The organism is Pseudoduganella flava (genome assembly GCF_007830495.1).
In the GTDB taxonomy this organism is placed as follows: domain Bacteria; phylum Pseudomonadota; class Gammaproteobacteria; order Burkholderiales; family Burkholderiaceae_D; genus Rugamonas; species Rugamonas flava.
Window position 1 is genome coordinate 422,427 of the sequence record NZ_VLKW01000001.1, and the last position, 17,046, is coordinate 439,472.

Genomic DNA, 17,046 nt, shown 5'->3' on the forward strand with positions numbered 1-17,046 from the left:
CGTTGCCGGGAACTGCCGTTAGCGCACCAGCAGGTGGGCTTTTTCCTTGACGTCCTTGAACTGCTCGGCTTCCGGCAGGGCTGCCTTGGTCTTCGTGATCGAAGGCCAGTTACGCGAGAGGTCGGCGTTGATCTTGATGTATTGCTGCTGGTCCGACGGCACATCTTCCTCGGCGAAAATGGCGTTGACCGGGCATTCGGCCACGCACACGGCGCAGTCGATGCACTCGTCGGGATCGATCGCCAGGAAATTCGGGCCTTCGCGGAAGCAATCGACCGGGCAAACATCGACGCAGTCCGTATAACGGCAGGCGATGCAAGATTCGGTGACAACGTGGGTCATAGCAGTCCTATCAATGTTGGTGTGAAGCTGTCGATAACACAATTCCAACTTCAGCAAAGCACTGTATTTTAGGGCAATTTCCCCATTCTCACAATTCAGCGTTAGACACAATACATATAAGCAAATGCGCCGCGCGCCCTTGCAGGCACGCGGCGCCACGCCGTTCGATAGGCGGTTCGGACTAGGCGGTTCGGGCTAGCCGGCAGGTGCACTCAGGCGGCCAGGATACGGTCGAGCAGCGGCCGCCAGCGCTGGCTGGCAGGCCCCGCGTCATCCAGGAAGCTGATGCTGCCCTGCCGGCCGTCGGCGTCGACGGTGATCGTCCAGCGCGGGATGTCGGCGCCGATCGGCTCGCCGGCCGGCGCGTCCGGGGCGGCGAAGAAATCGGTCGCGGCCAGCGCCGCCTCGATGGCCGGGCCGGCCGGGCTCGTTTCGGTATCCACCTGGTGCTCGCGGGTGATGCCGGCGAAGCCGCCGCCGCTCGTCGCCGTGATCTTCATGCAGCCTCCGTCATTTGTTCACCGCCAGTTCCTCGCTGGCGGCCGGTTCCGTGTGATCGTGCCGGGTCTTGTAGCCCTGGCACCAGCGCGCCAGCGCCTGGCGTTCGGCCTCCAGCACGTCCTCGAGGTCGAAATACTGCGCATGGTTCATCGTACCGCAGCACGCGCGCCGGTCCTGCATCGCGTCCGGCTCGTCGACGACGGCCGGCGCCAGGGTCACGTTCGGCGTCACGTCATCCGTCAGCGGCACATCCGAGACGACGACTTCGCGCAGCGTGAAGCGGTTGCGGATGAAGTTGCGGTACTCGATGGGCTTGCCGTCCTGTTCGGCCAGGCGCAGCATCTGGTTGGCCACGTCGGCAAACGTGGCGGCCATGTCCGGCGCCGCGACGAGCGAGCGCATCAGCAAGCTGCACAGGTAGCCGCCCACGCGGTGCAGCACGGCGGCATCGTCTTCCATGCCGGGCTGGCGCTCATAGGTGAAGATGTCGGCCAGGATGTCGTACATGGCACCCGTGAACACCTGCGAGATCGCGTGCACCTCGTTGCCCGCCTCGGACAGCTTCAGGTCGTTGTCAGCGTTGCGCAAGCCATTGGTGCGGCCCAGTGCCAGGCCGAACTGTTCGGCCATGTCGGCCAGGAAGGTCTTGTCGTGCAGGTCGGCCTTCGTCTGCGCGATCACGGCCTCGACCTGGTCCAGCTGCGACAGCGCGAGGAAGATCGCCGTCAGGTCGCCGAAGGACTCGTGCAGGCCGCCCGTCTGCGGCGGCGCGGAGGACAGGATCCATTTCGGTTTCAGGCCGTCCAGCACCGCGTGCCCCGTCTCGTGGGAGACGATGTCGAACGAGCGGCACGTGTACATGCGTTCCTCGGCGCCGCTGGGCACGAAGTCGCCGAACTTCAGCGCCCGGTCCGTGCGGCTGTAGTAGGCGTTCATCACGTTCGGCAAGCCGTGCGGGAACACTTCCAGCGGCTGCGTGTTGCTGCCGTTGTTCCAGGCCCAGGGCAGGGGCGCGGCCGCATCGCCGGCCGCCAATACGCGCTGGTACATCGTCAGCGTCTGGCGCACGACGGCGAACGTGTGCACCGCGTCGAACTGGTCGGTGTTCGGCGACAGGATGAAGTCGCCGAACGTGTTCGGGCTCACCGCCGCGATGCCGGGCTGGCCGAACGTGATGCGGGCGTCGCGCGGCCCTTCCAGGATCACGCCGGGCAGGAACGCCTTGCGCGTCCCCATCTCCGTCACGGACGGGTCCTGCTTCCACATCAGCACGCGCGACCCGGCGGTCGCGGCCGGCACGCGCTGCGGTACCCCGGGCGCCGTCTTCAGGCGCGGGCGGCCGGGCTTCTGGGTCAGCTCCACCGCCTTCCGGTGCGTCCGGTAAGGGGCGGATGGCGTCGGCACAAAACCGACCGGCAGCTCGGCGCATTTCGTCAGCACCGCTTCCACGGGGACGATCACTTTCTTGTCCATCTGCTTTCTCCTCTCGTAGCGGTGCGCTCGGAATTTTCCGCACCTGCCTTTCGATGGTCGTCCTGCGGCCGTGTCACAAGTTTGATCGGGCACAAACTATCTGCTCGCAACCGGGGCCGCCGTTGCGGACGGTACAATCGCCTTTTCATCATTGGAGATGCGCGTGACTCCCGGCACGATCGAAATCGTCGGCGCGGCCCTGTTTGCCGTGGCCATCCTGCACACCTTTACCGCCAAGATGTTCGAGCGGGTGGCGCAGCGCTTCCCGGCCCATGCGGGCATCTGGCACCTGCTGGGCGAGGTGGAGGTCGTGTTCGGTTTCTGGGCCCTCGTGCTGATGGCGTTCATGGCGCTGTTCCTGGGCAAGGCGGGCGCGGTGGCCTACCTGGACAGCCGCAACTTCACCGAGCCGATGTTCGTGTTCGTCATCATGGTGATCGCGGCGACACGGCCGATCCTGCAGACGACGAAGGCGGCCGTGGCGCTGCTGGCGCGGGCGTTGCCGCTGCCGGGCAGCACGGGCTTCTATTTCCTCGTGCTGGCCGTCGTGCCGCTGCTCGGCTCGTTCATCACGGAGCCGGCCGCGATGACGCTGGCCGCGCTGATCCTGGCGGAACGGATCTTCGCAGCCGGCATTTCCGAGCGGCTGAAGTACGCGACCCTGGGCGTGTTGTTCGTCAACGTGTCGATCGGCGGCACCCTGACGCCGTATGCCGCGCCGCCCGTGCTGATGGTGGCAGGGAAGTGGGGCTGGGACCTGACCTTCATGATGGGCCACATCGGCTGGAAGGCCGCGCTGGCGGTGCTCGTCAACGCGGCCGGCGTCACGCTGCTGTTCGGGCGCGAGCTGGCCGCGCTGCGCCCTGCGGCGCCGGCGACGGAAGAGCGCGTGCCGGCCAGCCTCGTCCTTGTGCACCTGGCGTTCCTGGCCGGCGTGGTGGTGTTCTCGCACCATGCGTCCGTATTCATGGCGCTGTTCCTGTTCTTCCTCGGCGTGGCCCATGCATATGAACGGTACCAGGACCGCCTGATCCTGCGCGAAGGCTTGCTGGTCGCGTTCTTCCTGGCCGGCCTCGTCGTGCTGGGCGGGCAGCAGCAATGGTGGCTGGAGCGTGTGCTGATGAGCATGAGCAGCGGCGCGGTGTTCTATGGTGCGACGGCGCTGACGGCCATCACTGACAACGCCGCGCTGACTTACCTGGGCTCGCTGGTGGAAGGCTTGACGGACGAATTCAAGTACGCGCTGGTGACGGGCGCCGTGACCGGCGGCGGCCTGACGGTGATCGCGAACGCGCCGAACCCGGCCGGCATGTCGATCCTGAAGAACCACTTCGAACTGGAGACGGTGGCCGCGCTGAGCCTGTTCATCGCGGCGCTGCCGCCGACGCTGGTGGCGATCGCCGCTTTCCGCTTACTGTAGGGTTGTGGCATGATGGCGCCTTTTTGGCCCAATGATCGACATCATCCAACCCCACAACCTGGCGCCCGAAGCGGCCCGCGCGGCGGCGCAGCAGGTGGCCGACAAACTGGCGCGCGAACTGGACCTGGCCTGCCAATGGCAGGGCGACGTGCTACGCTTTTCCAAGAGCGGCGTCGACGGCACGCTGACCTTGCTGGAGAAGCAGGCGCGCATGGAGATCAAGCTGGGATTCCTGTATGGCGCCTTCGCGCCGGCGATCCAGAGCAAGGTCGCCGAGAAGATGCGCAAGGTGTTTGCGCCGGAGTGAGCAACGACGGGCAGTGCCCGTCATTGCGACGGGACAGTGCCCGTCATCGTCATGATGCACAGGGGTAGTCTTACCCCTTCAATTCCTCGATCAGGTCGACGTACTGCTGCTTCGCGTCGTCCTGCGACGTGCCCTTCAACGCGGCCCACGCGTCGTACTTGGCGCGGTTGACGAAGTCCGTCATGCCCGGGCGCTCGCCCGTCGCGTCGCCGGCGGAACCCTGCTTGTACAGCGCGTAGATCTTCAGCAGCGTCATGTTGTCCGGACGTTCCGGCAGGTTCTTCGAATCGGCGACCGCCTGGTCGAACTGTTCTTGCAGACTCATGTTGTCCTCGTAAGGTTGATGTGGACGCCATCATACAAAAAACGCTCGAGCGCCAAGTGCGAAAACTGTAGAGGGGTTGTTCCAAAGGCACCGGACGCGGACCGTCACGATACTACCTTCGGCTGGGCGGGATAGTGCGAACGGTGTGGGCCGCTAGTGCGAATGCCTGGGCGGCTAGTACCGATGAGGGACCAAACAACAGGGCGCTGTCAGGCGAACAGCGCCAATAAAAAACGGCGGCTCAAAACCCGCGGCGATCGGGTCTTGAGCCGCCGTTCCGGCTGCGAATAGGGTTTACTTCTTCTTGGGCGGGTTCACTGCCGCTTTCAGCGTCGCGCCAGCGGTGAACTTCGGCGTCTTGGACGCGGCGATCTTGATCGCTTCGCCGGTTGCAGGATTGCGGCCTTTGCGTGCAGCGCGCTTGGCCACCGAGAAGGTGCCGAAGCCGGTGATGCCGACCGTGTCGCCTTTTTTCAGACGCTCGGTAACGATGGCAATCAGGGTGTTCACTGCGTCGTTGGCGGCGGCGCCGGACATTTCGGTCCGTTTCGCAAATTCTGCAATCAGTTCGCCTTTTTTCATTACTACCTCCTTGGTTAATGGAGGCCGCAGATTAGCACAATATTTGCCGAAAGTAATCCTTTCTCACCTAACGAACCCCCGTCGTAGCTGGGCTGCGACGTAATCGGGCTCCGGCGCGCCTGTTATGCGCGTTCGTGGTGCACGTTTGCTGCACTGCACGCATCGTGCGAGCAGGGCGCGGCGGGCCCGCGGGCCGGTGCTAATATGAAGGTTCCCTGAAGTTGCTTGAAAACAGGCGGGCCAAATCATGAGCTTTTCGGACGAAACCCTGATGGCGTATGCCGATGGAGAACTGGACGCGGCGACACGCCGCGCCGTCGAGGAGGCATGCGCGCGGGATCTGTCGCTGGCCCGGCGCGTGGCGTATTACAAGACGCACCGGACCAATGTGTTCGCCGGCTTCGCGCCGGGCGACGACGGCCAGCGCGTGCGGCCGCTGCGCCAGGCTACCGTCGTCAGCCTGGACGCCGTGCGCGCCAAGCGCGAGGCCGTCCAGCTGGCGGCCCGCAAGGCTACGCGCGAGCGGCGCTGGTCGTGGCCCGAGTGGAGCGCGCTGGCAGCCGTGCTGGTCGTCGGCGTGCTGGCCGGCACGTTCGGCCTGTCCTACGTGCAGACGGACGATGCCCGGGTGGACATGATCGGCAGCCACGACGGTACGTTGATGGCGCAGGGCCGCCTTGCCACGGCACTCGAGCAGCAGCCGACGGCGCCGCCGGGTGCCGCCGGCGCGGCCACGAACGCGGCGGCGCGTGCGGCCGGTGCCGTCCGGATCGGCATGTCGTTCGTGTCGGCGGACGGCGGCTACTGCCGCAGCTTCGCCAGCGGCACCGGCACGGTGGAACTGGACGGGCTGGCCTGCAAAACGGGCCAGGAATGGCATGTGCCGCTGCTGATGCAGAACCCGCGCCAGCTGGCGCCAGGCGCCGACAAGGCGGCCGCCGCCGACATCCCGGCGCCGGTGCAGTCGGCGATCGAGCAGCGCATCTCCGGCGATCCGCTCGACGCGAAGGCGGAGCAGGAGGCGATGCAGCGGGGCTGGCAACGCTGAGCCGCAAAAGAAAAGGCGCCACAGGGCGCCTTTGTTTTGACGGTCGCTGCCGACGTTATTTCTTCTTTTCCGGCTCGTCGTCATCCGACCCCAGCGCCGCCTTGCCGACGTAGACGACACCTTTACCGGCCGCGACACCGACGTCGACAGCCGTCGATGCCACCGTGACGCCAGCGCCGACGACGGCCGAGCCGACGCTGATCACGGTGCAGCCGGACAGCGCGGCGACCAGCGTGGCCAGCGCAAGCTGCGCGGCAAGGCGCACGCTGAAGCGCATCAAACCGCCAGCAGTTCGACGTCGAAGATCAGGGTCGCGTTCGGCGGGATCACGCCGCCAGCGCCGCGCGCGCCATAGCCGAGGTCGGCCGGGATGATCAGCTGGCGGGTGCCGCCGACCTTCATGCCCTGCACGCCTTCGTCCCAGCCGCGAATGACCATGCCGGCGCCCAGTGCGAACTCGAACGGGTCGTCGCGGTCCTTGCTGGAGTCGAATTTCGCGCCCTTGCTGCCATCGGCGTTCTGCAGCCAGCCGGTGTAGTGCACGGTAACGTTCTGGCCGGCTTTCGCCTCGGCGCCGTCGCCGACCTTGACGTCGTCATACTGCAGGCCGGATGGGGTGGTGGTAATGGGCATGGTCTTCCTTTGTGAGGTTCATTCAAGGTGACGATTGTAGTGCAAGGCGCTGCTTGCCACTAGTGGCAAGCCTCGTGGCAGGACGGCCCTTGCCACTCGTGCCACGCCTCGTGGCAAGACGGCAATGACAGTCCGACAAAGCCGTTGTTTTTGGTCCGCAGCGCGCTCTTAAATGCCCCTTAAAACTTGTCGGCAATAACTATTGCAGACCGGTTTCCCCGTAAAATAAGGTCTTTGCTTCTCCCTTCGCGAGTAACCATGTTCCCGAGTCTTCGCCGTGCCCTGCGCAGTGTCCTGATCCCTGCATGCCTGCTGCTGTCCGCGCAGGTGCCGTCGGCCCACGCCAACGTCGTCGTCGTGCTCAATTCGCGCGACGCCACGGTGCAGCTGCTCGACCAGGCGTCGTACAAGAGCCTGCAGACCTTCCCGGTCGGGAAGGAGCCGCACCACCTGATGGCCACGCCGGACAACAAGTCGCTGATCGTCGCCAGCTCGGTCGGCAACGAGCTCGTGTTCCTGGACCCGAAGTCGGGCCAGGTGCAGCGCCGCATTAAGGACATCGTCGACCCGTACCAGATCGGCTTCTCGCCCGACCAGAAGTACTTCGTGGCGACCGCGCTCCGGCTCGACCACGTGGACCTGTACACGTACAACGGCCGTGACTTCACGCTGTTCAAGCGCATCCCGATGGCCAAGCTGCCGAGCCATATCGCGTTCGACGCGAAGAGCACCACCGCGTTCATCACGCGCCAGGGCAGCGACGAGGTCAGCGCGATCGACCTGAAGACGGGCGCCATCAAGTGGACGGTCCCGGTCGGCAAACTCCCGGCCGGCATCACGATGACGCCGGACGACAAGTACCTGCTGGTCGGCATCATGGGCAGCGACTATGTCGAGGTGATCGACTGGCGCACGGCCAAGACGGTCAAGCGCATCAAGGCCGGCGCCGGCACGCACAACTTCCGCGCGCAGGGCGACAACCGTTACACGTACGTGTCGAACCGGGTCTCGAACTCGATCAACATCATCGACCAGAAGACGCTGGAGAACGTTGGCCAGATCAACGTGCCCGGCGGCCCGGACTGCATGGAGATCACCGAGGACGGCAAGACGATGTGGGTGACGCTGCGCTGGATCAAGAAGGTCGCCGTGATCGACCTGCCGACCCGCAAGGTCGTCAAGATGATCCCGGTGGGCCGCTCGCCGCACGGCGTGTTCTTCGCCAACTCGTCGCCCCGCATGTGAGGCAGGGCCGCGCGACACGCATGACGCGCCACATCTCCTTCTTGCCGGCAGCCGCCGCGCGGGTGCTCTGCACCGCGCTGGCGGCTGTCGCCGTCTGGCCGGCCGATGCGGCCGAGCAGTGCCGCGGCACGATCTACCTGACCTTCGACACGGGCAGCCAGTCGCAGGCCGAGCTGATCGCCGCCACGCTGAAGCGCCACCACATCCGCGCCACGTTCTTCCTCGCCAACGAGAAAACCGTGCGCGGCGATTACTCGCTCGACCCGTCATGGGCGCCGTTCTGGAAGGCGCGCGTGGCCGAAGGCCATGCGTTCGGTTCGCACACGTTCGACCACGTCTACTACGTCAAGGATGGCGCGAACGGGAACATCGTCGTCAAGCCCCAGTTCGGCGCGCAGGCGGGCCGTCAGGCCAGCTGGACGCCTGACGCGTTCTGCGACGAGATCCGCCGCGTTGACCAGCGCTTCTTCGAACTGACGGGCAGCCGGCTCGATCCGATCTGGCGCGCGCCGGGCGGCAAGACGTCGCCGCGCACGCTGGCCGCCGCCACCGCATGCGGCTACGCGCACGTGGGCTGGTCTCCCGCCGGCTTTTCCGGCGACGAGCTGTCATCAAGCGCGTACCCCAACGCGTTATTGCTGAAGAAGGCGCTGGCGGGCCTGCAGGATGGCGACATCTTCATGGCCCACATGGGCATCTGGTCGCGCAAGGATCCGTGGGCCCCGGCCAACCTGGAGCCGCTGATCGACGCGCTGGAACACCGGGGCTTCTGCTTCGCCACGCTGCGCGAGCACCCCATCATGAACCACCACACCAACAAGAAATGATTCAACTGCTGACCGACTGGTTCGCACAGGTCCAGGGCTGGTTGTTCCAGACCGTGATCGAACCCGCCATGTACTACGCCGGCCTCGGCGACGCGATCGAGGATGCGTTCGAGGGCACCGAATGGTTCCTGATCGGCGTCTGCGAAGTGCTGCTGATCTTCCTCGTGCTGCGCCCGCTGGAGGCGGCGATCCCGGTGCATGCGTTCACCGACAAGCGCGCCCGCTGGAACGATTTCATCTACACGTTCCTGCACCGGCTCGGCCTGTTCCCGGTGCTCGTGTTCTTCACGCTCGACCCGCTGATGGACTATGTGGCGGGCCTGCTCAGGATGGAGGGCGTGCGCCCGTTCAACCTGGAGAACCTGGTGACGGACATGCCGCCGCTCGTCAGCTTCCTCGTGTACTTCGTCGTGCTCGACTTCTTCGATTACTGGTACCACCGCGCCCAGCACGGCATCGGCTGGTGGTGGGGCCTGCACAGCCTGCACCACAGCCAGCAGAACATGAACCTGTGGAGCGACGACCGCAATCACCTACTGGACGACCTGCTGCGCGACTTCTACATGGCCCTGATCGCGCTGGCGATCGGTGTGCCGCCGGGGCAGTACGTGCTGCTGGTGTCGTTCTCGCGCATCCTGCAAAGCCTGCAGCACGCGAACGTGCGCATCCACTTTGGCCGCATCGGCGAGCGTCTGCTCGTGTCGCCGCGCTATCACCGCATGCACCACGCGGTCGGCGTCGGCCATGAGTCGCAGGGCAAGGGCACGCTGGGCGGCTGCAACTTCGCCGTGATCCTGCCGATCTGGGACATCCTGTTCCGCACCGCGAACTTCACGCCCGCGTTCGCGCAGACGGGCGTGCGCGACCAGGTGACGCGCACGCGCGCCGACGGCACCGTCGTGCCGGGCCGCGATTACGGCCGCGGCTTCTGGCAGCAGCAGTGGCTGGGCCTGAAGCGGATGGTCGAGTTCGCGCGGAGGGTGCGCTGATGCGGGGCGTGCTGAACGCCTACGGGCGCGCCGTGCTGTCCCAGCTGCACGGACGCATGCTGATCCTGTCGGCGGTGCCGTTCGCGCTGTCCGTGCTGGTCTGGGGAGTGGTGCTGTACTTCACGCTGCAGCCGCTGCTGGACTGGCTGACGGGCCATTTCTTCGACTACGAGTTGTACCGCTATTCCAGCCGCTGGCTCGAGGACATGGGCTTCGCCGTGCTGAAGACGGTCGTCGTGCCGCTGTTCGCGATGCTGCTGCTGTTGCCGCTGATGATCCTGACGGCGCTGATCTTCATCGGCGTCGCGGCGATGCCGGTGATCGTGCGGCACGTCGGCTCGCGCCACTATCCGCACCTGGAAAAGAAGCAGGGCGGCAGCCTGCTGAAAGGGGTGGGCAAGGCGATGTCGCTGTTCCTCGTGTTCATCGTCATCTGGCTTTGCACGCTGCCGCTGTACGCGGTGCCGCCGCTGGCGATCGTGTCGTCGGCACTGCTGTGGGGCTGGCTGACGGCCCGCGTGATGAGCTACGACGCATTGTCCGAACACGCCAGCGAAGAGGAGATCGGCACGATCCAGCGCGAGCGGCGCTGGGGCTTGCTGGCGATCGGCGTCGCCTCCGGCGCGGCTGGCTCGCTGCCGGCCATCGTGTGGATCGGCGGCGCGGCGATCGCCGTCGTGTTCTTCCCGTTCCTGCTGGCGGCCGCCGTGTGGATCTACGTCCTGATTTTCATCTTCACCGGCCTGTGGTTTGAGTATTATTGTCTCGAGGCGCTGGCGCAGCTGCGCGCCCGCGGCGAACCTGTCGAGGAGCTTGCATGAGCATCGGACTGATCATCATCGGCGACGAGATCCTGTCGGGCAAGCGGGCCGACCAGCACTTCCCGAAAGTGGTGCAGTTGCTGGCCGCGCGCGGCCTGCAGCTGGCGTGGGCCGAGGTCCTGGGCGACGACCGCGAACGCATCACCGCCACGTTGCGCCGCACGTTCGCGACGAACGACATCGTGTTCTCGTGCGGCGGCATCGGCGCCACGCCGGACGACCATACGCGGCAAGCCGCGGCGGCCGCGCTGGACCGCTCGCTGGTGCTGCATCCGCAAGCCGCAGACAACATCCGGCAGCGCATCCTGCAGGTCGCGCGCGAGGCGGGCCAGCAGGCCGACCTGAATGCGCCGGAACACCTGCAGCGGCTGCAGATGGCCGAGTTCCCGCTTGGCGCGGAGCTGATACCGAACCCGTACAACAACGTGGCCGGCTTCGCCGTCGACACGCATTACTTCGTGCCCGGCTTCCCGGTCATGGCGTGGCCGATGATCGAATGGGTGCTCGATACGCACCACGCGCACCTGTTCAACCGTGAAGCGCGCGCGGAGCGGGCCGTGCTCGTGTACGAGGCGGCCGAATCGGCGCTGACGCCGTTGATGGTGGAGATCGAGGCCACGTGGCCGCAGGTGAAAGTGTTCAGCCTGCCCAGCGTCGGCGATGCGCGGACGCGCCGGCACATCGAGCTGGGCGTGAAGGGTGCTCCGGAGCAGGTCGAGGCCGCGTTCGCGCGGCTGTGCGCCGGCCTCGACGCGTTCGGCGCCGAGTACACGCTAAGCACGCCCGGGCCGTTATGACCACTGTGTGACAAGCTGTTATTACCAAGAGAAACGCCTCGTTGTTTTTTTGCGAAAATTGCGAGCCCGCGTCAAATATTCGCTGAGTTGACCTGTGCACCCCTGCCCGATGTGGTGCAATGGCAATACCCCGTGCACACGCGCGGACCAGCAACGCTACGCAGTAAATAAGTAAAACTATGTCTTCCCAATACGATCAAGAAAGGCCGCGCCTGGACGACGAGCAGACGGCGACGCCGCCACCGTCCGAGCCGAAAAGCAAGCGCTCCCGTAACGCATTCATCGTGCTGATGCTGGTGCTGTTGTCGCTGGTGATCTGGTGGATGTATCACGAGTCCCGCTCGTCGACGATGCAGGCGCGCTACTTCACGGGCATCGTCAAGCAGCTCAATTACAAGGTCGAACCGGGCCCCAGCAAGGCGATCCGCTTTCCGCACGACAGCCCCTACGACGAGCGGCTCGGCTATGCCAACATCCCCGACTACCTGGCCAAGCTGCGCGAGCGCGACTACGCCGTCGTGGCCCAGTCGCGCTTCTCGCCGAAGATGGTGCAGCTGGCCGACATGGGCGTGTTCACGACCTACCGCGAAAAGACCCGCACGGGCCTGACGATCTACGACTGCCGCGCGCAGCCGCTGTTCACGGCCAGCTATCCGGAACGGATCTACCCGGGCTTCGACCAGGCGCCGGCGGCGCTGGTGCACAGCCTGCTGTTCATCGAGAACCGCGAGCTGCTCGACAACACGTACCCGACGCGCAATCCGGCCGTCGAATGGGACCGCCTGTCGAAGGCCATCCTGGAAAAATCGATGAGCGCCGTGGGCCTGGCCGGCCACCGCGCGGCCGGCGGCAGCACGCTGGCGACGCAGATCGAGAAGTACCGCCATTCGCCGGAAGGCCGCACCGGCTCGATGAAGGACAAGCTGCAGCAGATGGTGTCGGCCACGCTGCGCGCCTACCAGCAGGGCGAGGACACGACGGCGGTGCGCCGCCAGATCGTCGTCGACTACCTGAACACGGTGCCGCTGTCGGCCAAGGTCGGCTACGGCGAAGTGAACGGCATCGGCGACGGCATGTGGGTCTGGTATGGCCGCGACTTCAACGAAGTGAACGAGCTGCTGGGCGGGAAGATGGACAAGCCGGGCAGCCCGCTCGCGTTCAAGGAAGCGCTGTCGCTGCTGATCGCGCAGCGCCGCCCCAGCTACTACCTGGCCGACGGCGCCGCGGACCTCGAGGACCTGGCGAACAGCCACCTGCGCCTGCTGGCGCAATCCGGCGTCATCACGCCGGCGCTGCGCGACGCGGCGCTGAAGGAAAAGCTGCATCCGGCACAGGGCAGCGGCGTGCAGGCCGCGCCACCGATGAGCTACGTGACGAAGAAGGCATCGAACGCCGTGCGCGTGCACCTGGCGAACCTGTTGGGCGACAACCGCATGTACAACCTGGACCGGCTGGACCTGTCCGTCGTCAGCACACTCGATGCCGATGCGCAGAAGGCCGTGACGACGATGCTGCGCGACCTGAAGGACGCGGGCACCGCGCAAGCGGCCGGCCTGACGGGCAAGGGCATGCTGGGTAACGGCGACCCGGCCAACGTCGTCTACAGCTTCACGTTGCTGGAGAAGGGCGACAAGGTCAACTACCTGCGCGTGCAGACGGATAACTACGACCAGCCGCTGGACATCAACGAAGGCGCCAAGCTGGACCTGGGTTCGACGGCGAAGCTGCGCACGCTGGTGACGTACATGGACATCGTCGACCAGCTGTACAAGAAGTACGGCAAGATGAGCGCGGACGAACTGGGCAAGGTCACGTTCGATCCGAAGGACCGCCTGACCGCGTGGGGCATCGAATGGCTGTCGATGACGCCGATGGACAAGCGCGACCTGCCGGCCATGCTGAACGCGGCGATGGAGCGCAAGTATTCCGGCAACCCCGGCGAAGGCTTCTTCACGGGCGGCGGCTTGCACTACTTCGGCAACTTCTCCAAGGAAGACGACAGCCGCATCCTGACCGTGCGCGAAGGCCTGCGCCACTCGACGAACCTGTTGTTCGTGCGCCTGATGCGCGACGTGGTGAAGTACTACATGTTCCAGTCGCCCGGTTCCTCGGCGAGCCTGCTGGCCGATGCGGACGACCCGCGCCGTGCCCAGTACCTGGCGCGCTTCGCCGACAAGGAAGGCAAGGAATTCCTCGTGCGCTTCTACGCCAAGTACAAGGGCAGGAAGAAGTCCGAGCTGGACAAGATCCTCGTCGACAGCATCCGCCCGACGCCGCTGCGCCTGGCGAACATCCACCGCACGCTGTTCCCGAACGCGTCGATCGGCGAGTTCGCGATGTTCGTCAACGGGAACCTGACGGAACAGAACGAAGTGCCGCAGGAGCGCCTCGAGAAGATGTACGAGCAGTACGCGATGGACAAGTGGAACCTGGCGGACCGCGGCTACCTGGCCAACGTGCACCCGCTGGAACTGTGGCTGGTGGCCTACCTGCGCCAGCACGAAGGCGCGTCGCTGACGGACGTCGTCAAGGCATCGGAGAAGGAACGCCAGGAAGTCTACCAGTGGCTGTTCAAGACGCACCGCAAGCATGCCCAGGACAAGCGCATCGCGGGCCTGCTGGAAATGGAAGCGTTCATGGAAATCCACCGCCAGTGGAAGAAGATGGGCTATCCGTTCAACTCGCTGGTGCCGTCGTATGCGACGACCCTGGGCGCGTCGGCGGACCGGCCGGCCGCGCTGGCCGAGATGATGGGCATCATCGTCAACGGTGGCGTGCGCAAACCCACGCAGCGCGTCGAATCGCTGCACTTCGCCGCCGGCACGCCGTACGACACGAAGGTGGCGCGGGCGAAGGAAGTGGCGGCCGAGCGGGTGCTGGCACCGGAAGTGGCGCGCGCCGTGGCCGACGAGATCCGCGGCGTCGTCTCGGACGGTACCGCGAAGCGCGCCAAGGCCGCGTTCACGGCGGCCGACGGCACCAACATCCCCGTGGGCGGCAAGACGGGTACCGGCGACCAGCGCTTCGACGTGTATGCGGCCGGCGGCCGGCTGATCGAATCGCGCTACGTGAACCGTTCCGCGACGTTCGTGTTCAATATCGGCGAGCGCTTCTTCGGCAGCATGACGGCCTATGTGCATGGGCCGGAATCGAAGAACTACGACTTCACGAGCGCGCTGCCGGTGCAGCTGTTGACGGTGCTGGCACCGAGCCTGATGCCGCTGATCGAGCCGAACCAGCAGACGCTGCCGCCGGGATCGTCCGTCGCCGCGGCGGCCGCGGCGCTGGGCGCTCCCGTCAAGGCCTGCGGCGGCTGATCACTCGGGGGCGCGGGCCGGCAGCGGCCGGCCCGGCGCGCCCAGCAGCCAGCGCTGCGCCACATAGTCCAGCGTCAGCTGGTGGCGCAGCAGCCCGCGCAGGCCGACGAGGCCCAGCAGCGGCTGCTCCAGCGCGAAATCCTTCCCTTCGCAATACGACACGATGCCCGGCGTGACCGGCACGTCGCCCATGCGTACGCTACCCGCATACGGCGTTTCGAAGCAGCGCAGCGGCGCCGCATCCATCGCATTGTTCGCGACGAAAGAGCGCACGTTGCCGCCGCCGTTGTCGTTTTCCCGCAGCGGCAGGCCGCCCGTCAGGTCGCGCCAGTGCGCGGCGCTGGTGGCGCCGATGCCGAAGCGCGCCGCCCCCGTATCGACCAGCATCCGGCCCGTGCGGCCATCGGCCAGCGTGACGGGCAGCAGCGGATGGCCGCCCGGGCCGTTCGAGCGGAAGTACAGCATCGGTTGCGCCTCAAGGATGTCGCGCAGCGCCGCGCCAGGCACGAAGGCGTAGCGGCCGGCCGCGAAGTCCAGCGCCAAGGTGCCGTGCTCGAAGAACGCATTGCCCACGGTGCCCGCCATGCATGGCGCGCTGGCCAGTGGCGCAAGGTTCGCGGCGTCCGCGCTGACCGTGTGGCGCACGTCGCCCACCGTGATCGTCACGCTCACCGGGGCCGGCGCGGTGCCGGCCGGTGCGTGCTGGTGCCACGCCACAACGTGCGGCGCGCCCGTATCGAGCTGCAGCCAGCAGCGCTTGCCGTCGATGTCGGCGCGCAGCAGCACGGCCAGGCGCTCGTCCGGCCCGAAGCGGCTGCTGGTGGCGTAGTCGAACTCGTGCCAGGTGGCGTTGGCGCCTTGCGCGCCGGCTGCGGTGGCGCAGGCAAGAAGCAGGAGCGGCAGCGAGGTGGTGAAACGCATCGGGCATCGGGATCGTGGCAAGGGCGGCTATCATACCGTTCCTCTTGCGCCGGCGATGAAAAGTTGGCAAGGTGCCGGCTATGAAACCTGTCCTCCGCTCCACGATGAACCGCCTGAAGAAGTTCACCAGCTTTTCGCTGCGCGACCTGATCGCGTCCGCCGGCCCCACTATCCTGGCGATTGCCGGCGTGTGCCTGGCCGCCTACCTGATCGTCGACCCCGCGCCGCCGCGGCGCGTGGTGCTGGCGACGGGCCAGGACAACAGCGCCTACGACGTCTTCGGCCGCAAGTACCAGCAGCAGCTGGCGCGCGACCGCATCGCCGTCACGTTGCAGGGCTCGCACGGCTCGCGGGAAAACCTGCGCCTGCTCGCGGATGGCAAGGTCGACATCGCGTTCGTGCAGAGCGGCTCGACGCAGCAAGCCGCGGCGGACCAGGCCGAGGTCGAACGGCGTGGTCTCGTGTCGCTCGGCAGCCTGTTCACGGAACCCGTGTGGCTGTTCCTGCGCGCCCGGCCGAAGGAAGCGCCGATCACGCAACTGACCCAGCTGCGCGGCATGAAGATCAATATCGGCGCGAAGGGCAGCGGCGCGCCGCGGCTGTTCCGGCAAGTGTTGGAGGCGAACGGCGTGGCGCGCGAGGAGCTGCAGGTGAGTCAGCTCGATAACACGCCGGCCACGGTCGAACTGCTGGAAGGGCGCATCGACGGCCTCGTGTTCGCGGCCGCGCCGGACGACCAGCTGATCCAGATGTTGCTGCAGACACCGGGCATCTACCTGTTCGACTTCACGCAGGCAGAGGCCTACACCCGCCGGCTGCCGTTCCTGACGCACGTGACGCTCCCGCGCGGCATCGTCGACCTGGGCCGCGACCTGCCGGCGCACGACTACCACCTGATCGCGCCGACCGCCACGCTTGTCGCGCGCGACGACCTGCATCCCGCGCTGATCGAACTGTTCGTGCAGGCGGCCGCAAAGATCCATGGCGGCGCGGGATGGTTCCAGCAGCAGGGCCAGTTCCCGTCGGCGAAGTACACGGAGATTCCCGTGGCCGACGAAGCGGCCAAGTTCTACAAGGATGGCGCGCCATTCCTGCAGCGCTATATGAGCTTCTGGCTGGCCAATTTCCTCGACCGCATGTGGGTGCTGGTGCTGGCGCTGTCGGCGCTGATCCTGCCGCTGTCGAAGATCGTGCCGCCGCTGTACGTGTGGCGCGTGCGTTCGCGGATCTATCGCTGGTATGGGCAGTTGCGGACGGTGGAGCAGGCGATCGAAAGCGCGGTGGAGGTGGCGGAAGGGGAGCGCGGCAACGTGTATGCGGCGCAGCTGGCGCGGCTGAACGACATCGAGGAGCGGGTCAATCACCTGTCGATTCCGCTGTCGTTCGCGGACGACCTGTATGGGCTGCGCAGCCACATCCATTTTGTCCGACAACGTATTGTTAGCTTGATGCGCAATTCGGCGCAAGAAAATGCGGAAAACCCGTATTAGAACCGTTT

The 17,046-nt window shown here is 66.1% G+C and carries 18 protein-coding genes; 10 read left to right on the plus strand and 8 right to left on the minus strand.

The genetic code is table 11. From position 1 onward, the window contains the following. Positions 1-18: 18 nt before the first annotated feature. The 3 genes from fdxA to IP92_RS01910 all read right to left on the minus strand — a co-directional run bounded on the left by fdxA (position 19) and on the right by IP92_RS01910 (position 2,316). The gene (gene fdxA, locus IP92_RS01900; RefSeq protein ID WP_145872825.1) at positions 19-342 is read right to left on the minus strand and encodes a ferredoxin FdxA; all 324 of its coding nucleotides are present in this window, start codon (positions 340-342) and stop codon (positions 19-21) included. 212 nt (positions 343-554) lie between these two features. After that, positions 555-842 carry a protealysin inhibitor emfourin gene (locus IP92_RS01905; RefSeq protein WP_145872826.1) on the minus strand — a complete coding sequence of 96 codons (288 nt, stop codon included), beginning with the start codon at positions 840-842 and terminating at the stop codon, positions 555-557. Between the two features lie 10 nt (positions 843-852). After that, positions 853-2,316: a gluzincin family metallopeptidase gene (locus IP92_RS01910; RefSeq protein WP_145872827.1), complete on the minus strand. Its 1,464-nt coding sequence runs from the start codon at positions 2,314-2,316 to the stop codon at positions 853-855. A 157-nt stretch (positions 2,317-2,473) separates the two neighbouring features. On the opposite strand from IP92_RS01910, the gene IP92_RS01915 reads away from it, so the two are divergent. Continuing rightward, a complete protein-coding gene (locus IP92_RS01915; protein ID WP_145872828.1) occupies positions 2,474-3,736 on the plus strand; it encodes a putative Na+/H+ antiporter in 1,263 nt (420 codons plus the stop codon). Positions 3,737-3,767: 31 nt separating this feature from the next. Beyond that, positions 3,768-4,043 carry a polyhydroxyalkanoic acid system family protein gene (locus tag IP92_RS01920; RefSeq protein WP_145872829.1) on the plus strand — a complete coding sequence of 92 codons (276 nt, stop codon included), beginning with the start codon at positions 3,768-3,770 and terminating at the stop codon, positions 4,041-4,043. Between the two features lie 70 nt (positions 4,044-4,113). Here IP92_RS01920 and IP92_RS01925 read toward each other — a convergent pair whose 3' ends face one another. Then, entirely contained in the window at positions 4,114-4,368 is a 255-nt protein-coding gene (locus IP92_RS01925) for an acyl-CoA-binding protein (protein WP_145872830.1), read from the minus strand. Between the two features lie 294 nt (positions 4,369-4,662). Next, a complete protein-coding gene (locus IP92_RS01930; RefSeq protein ID WP_145872831.1) occupies positions 4,663-4,950 on the minus strand; it encodes an HU family DNA-binding protein in 288 nt (95 codons plus the stop codon). A 247-nt stretch (positions 4,951-5,197) separates the two neighbouring features. On the opposite strand from IP92_RS01930, the gene IP92_RS01935 reads away from it, so the two are divergent. Further along, the gene (locus IP92_RS01935; protein ID WP_145872832.1) at positions 5,198-5,998 is read left to right on the plus strand and encodes an anti-sigma factor; all 801 of its coding nucleotides are present in this window, start codon (positions 5,198-5,200) and stop codon (positions 5,996-5,998) included. 55 nt (positions 5,999-6,053) lie between these two features. On the opposite strand, the gene IP92_RS01940 is transcribed toward IP92_RS01935, so the two are convergent. Next, positions 6,054-6,275 carry a hypothetical protein gene (locus IP92_RS01940; RefSeq protein WP_145872833.1) on the minus strand — a complete coding sequence of 74 codons (222 nt, stop codon included), beginning with the start codon at positions 6,273-6,275 and terminating at the stop codon, positions 6,054-6,056. Next, positions 6,275-6,631 carry an FKBP-type peptidyl-prolyl cis-trans isomerase gene (locus IP92_RS01945; RefSeq protein WP_145872834.1) on the minus strand — a complete coding sequence of 119 codons (357 nt, stop codon included), beginning with the start codon at positions 6,629-6,631 and terminating at the stop codon, positions 6,275-6,277. Before IP92_RS01945 ends, IP92_RS01940 begins: the two co-directional genes overlap by 1 nt. 258 nt (positions 6,632-6,889) lie before the next feature. On the opposite strand from IP92_RS01945, the gene IP92_RS01950 reads away from it, so the two are divergent. The 6 genes from IP92_RS01950 to IP92_RS01975 all read left to right on the plus strand — a co-directional run bounded on the left by IP92_RS01950 (position 6,890) and on the right by IP92_RS01975 (position 14,627). After that, positions 6,890-7,876 carry a YVTN family beta-propeller repeat protein gene (locus IP92_RS01950; RefSeq protein WP_145872835.1) on the plus strand — a complete coding sequence of 329 codons (987 nt, stop codon included), beginning with the start codon at positions 6,890-6,892 and terminating at the stop codon, positions 7,874-7,876. Between the two features lie 20 nt (positions 7,877-7,896). Continuing rightward, on the plus strand, positions 7,897-8,703 hold the full coding sequence (locus IP92_RS01955; RefSeq protein ID WP_145872836.1) for a polysaccharide deacetylase family protein: 807 nt from the start codon (positions 7,897-7,899) through the stop codon (positions 8,701-8,703). Next, a complete protein-coding gene (locus IP92_RS01960) occupies positions 8,700-9,692 on the plus strand; it encodes a sterol desaturase family protein (protein WP_145872837.1) in 993 nt (330 codons plus the stop codon). Before IP92_RS01955 ends, IP92_RS01960 begins: the two co-directional genes overlap by 4 nt. Further along, complete coding sequence (locus tag IP92_RS01965) at positions 9,692-10,513, plus strand: EI24 domain-containing protein (RefSeq protein ID WP_145872838.1); 822 nt, start codon at positions 9,692-9,694, stop codon at positions 10,511-10,513. The genes IP92_RS01960 and IP92_RS01965 overlap by 1 nt, the downstream gene beginning before the upstream one ends. Further along, a complete protein-coding gene (locus IP92_RS01970; protein WP_145872839.1) occupies positions 10,510-11,310 on the plus strand; it encodes a competence/damage-inducible protein A in 801 nt (266 codons plus the stop codon). Before IP92_RS01965 ends, IP92_RS01970 begins: the two co-directional genes overlap by 4 nt. A gap of 179 nt (positions 11,311-11,489) precedes the next feature. Then, on the plus strand, positions 11,490-14,627 hold the full coding sequence (locus IP92_RS01975) for a transglycosylase domain-containing protein (protein WP_145872840.1): 3,138 nt from the start codon (positions 11,490-11,492) through the stop codon (positions 14,625-14,627). On the opposite strand, the gene IP92_RS01980 is transcribed toward IP92_RS01975, so the two are convergent. Next, the gene (locus IP92_RS01980; protein WP_145872841.1) at positions 14,628-15,548 is read right to left on the minus strand and encodes a pepsin/retropepsin-like aspartic protease family protein; all 921 of its coding nucleotides are present in this window, start codon (positions 15,546-15,548) and stop codon (positions 14,628-14,630) included. A gap of 80 nt (positions 15,549-15,628) precedes the next feature. Here IP92_RS01980 and IP92_RS01985 point away from each other — a divergent pair, with 80 nt between their 5' ends. Beyond that, complete coding sequence (locus IP92_RS01985; protein WP_229418565.1) at positions 15,629-17,038, plus strand: TAXI family TRAP transporter solute-binding subunit; 1,410 nt, start codon at positions 15,629-15,631, stop codon at positions 17,036-17,038. The last annotated feature ends 8 nt before the right edge of the window (positions 17,039-17,046 follow it).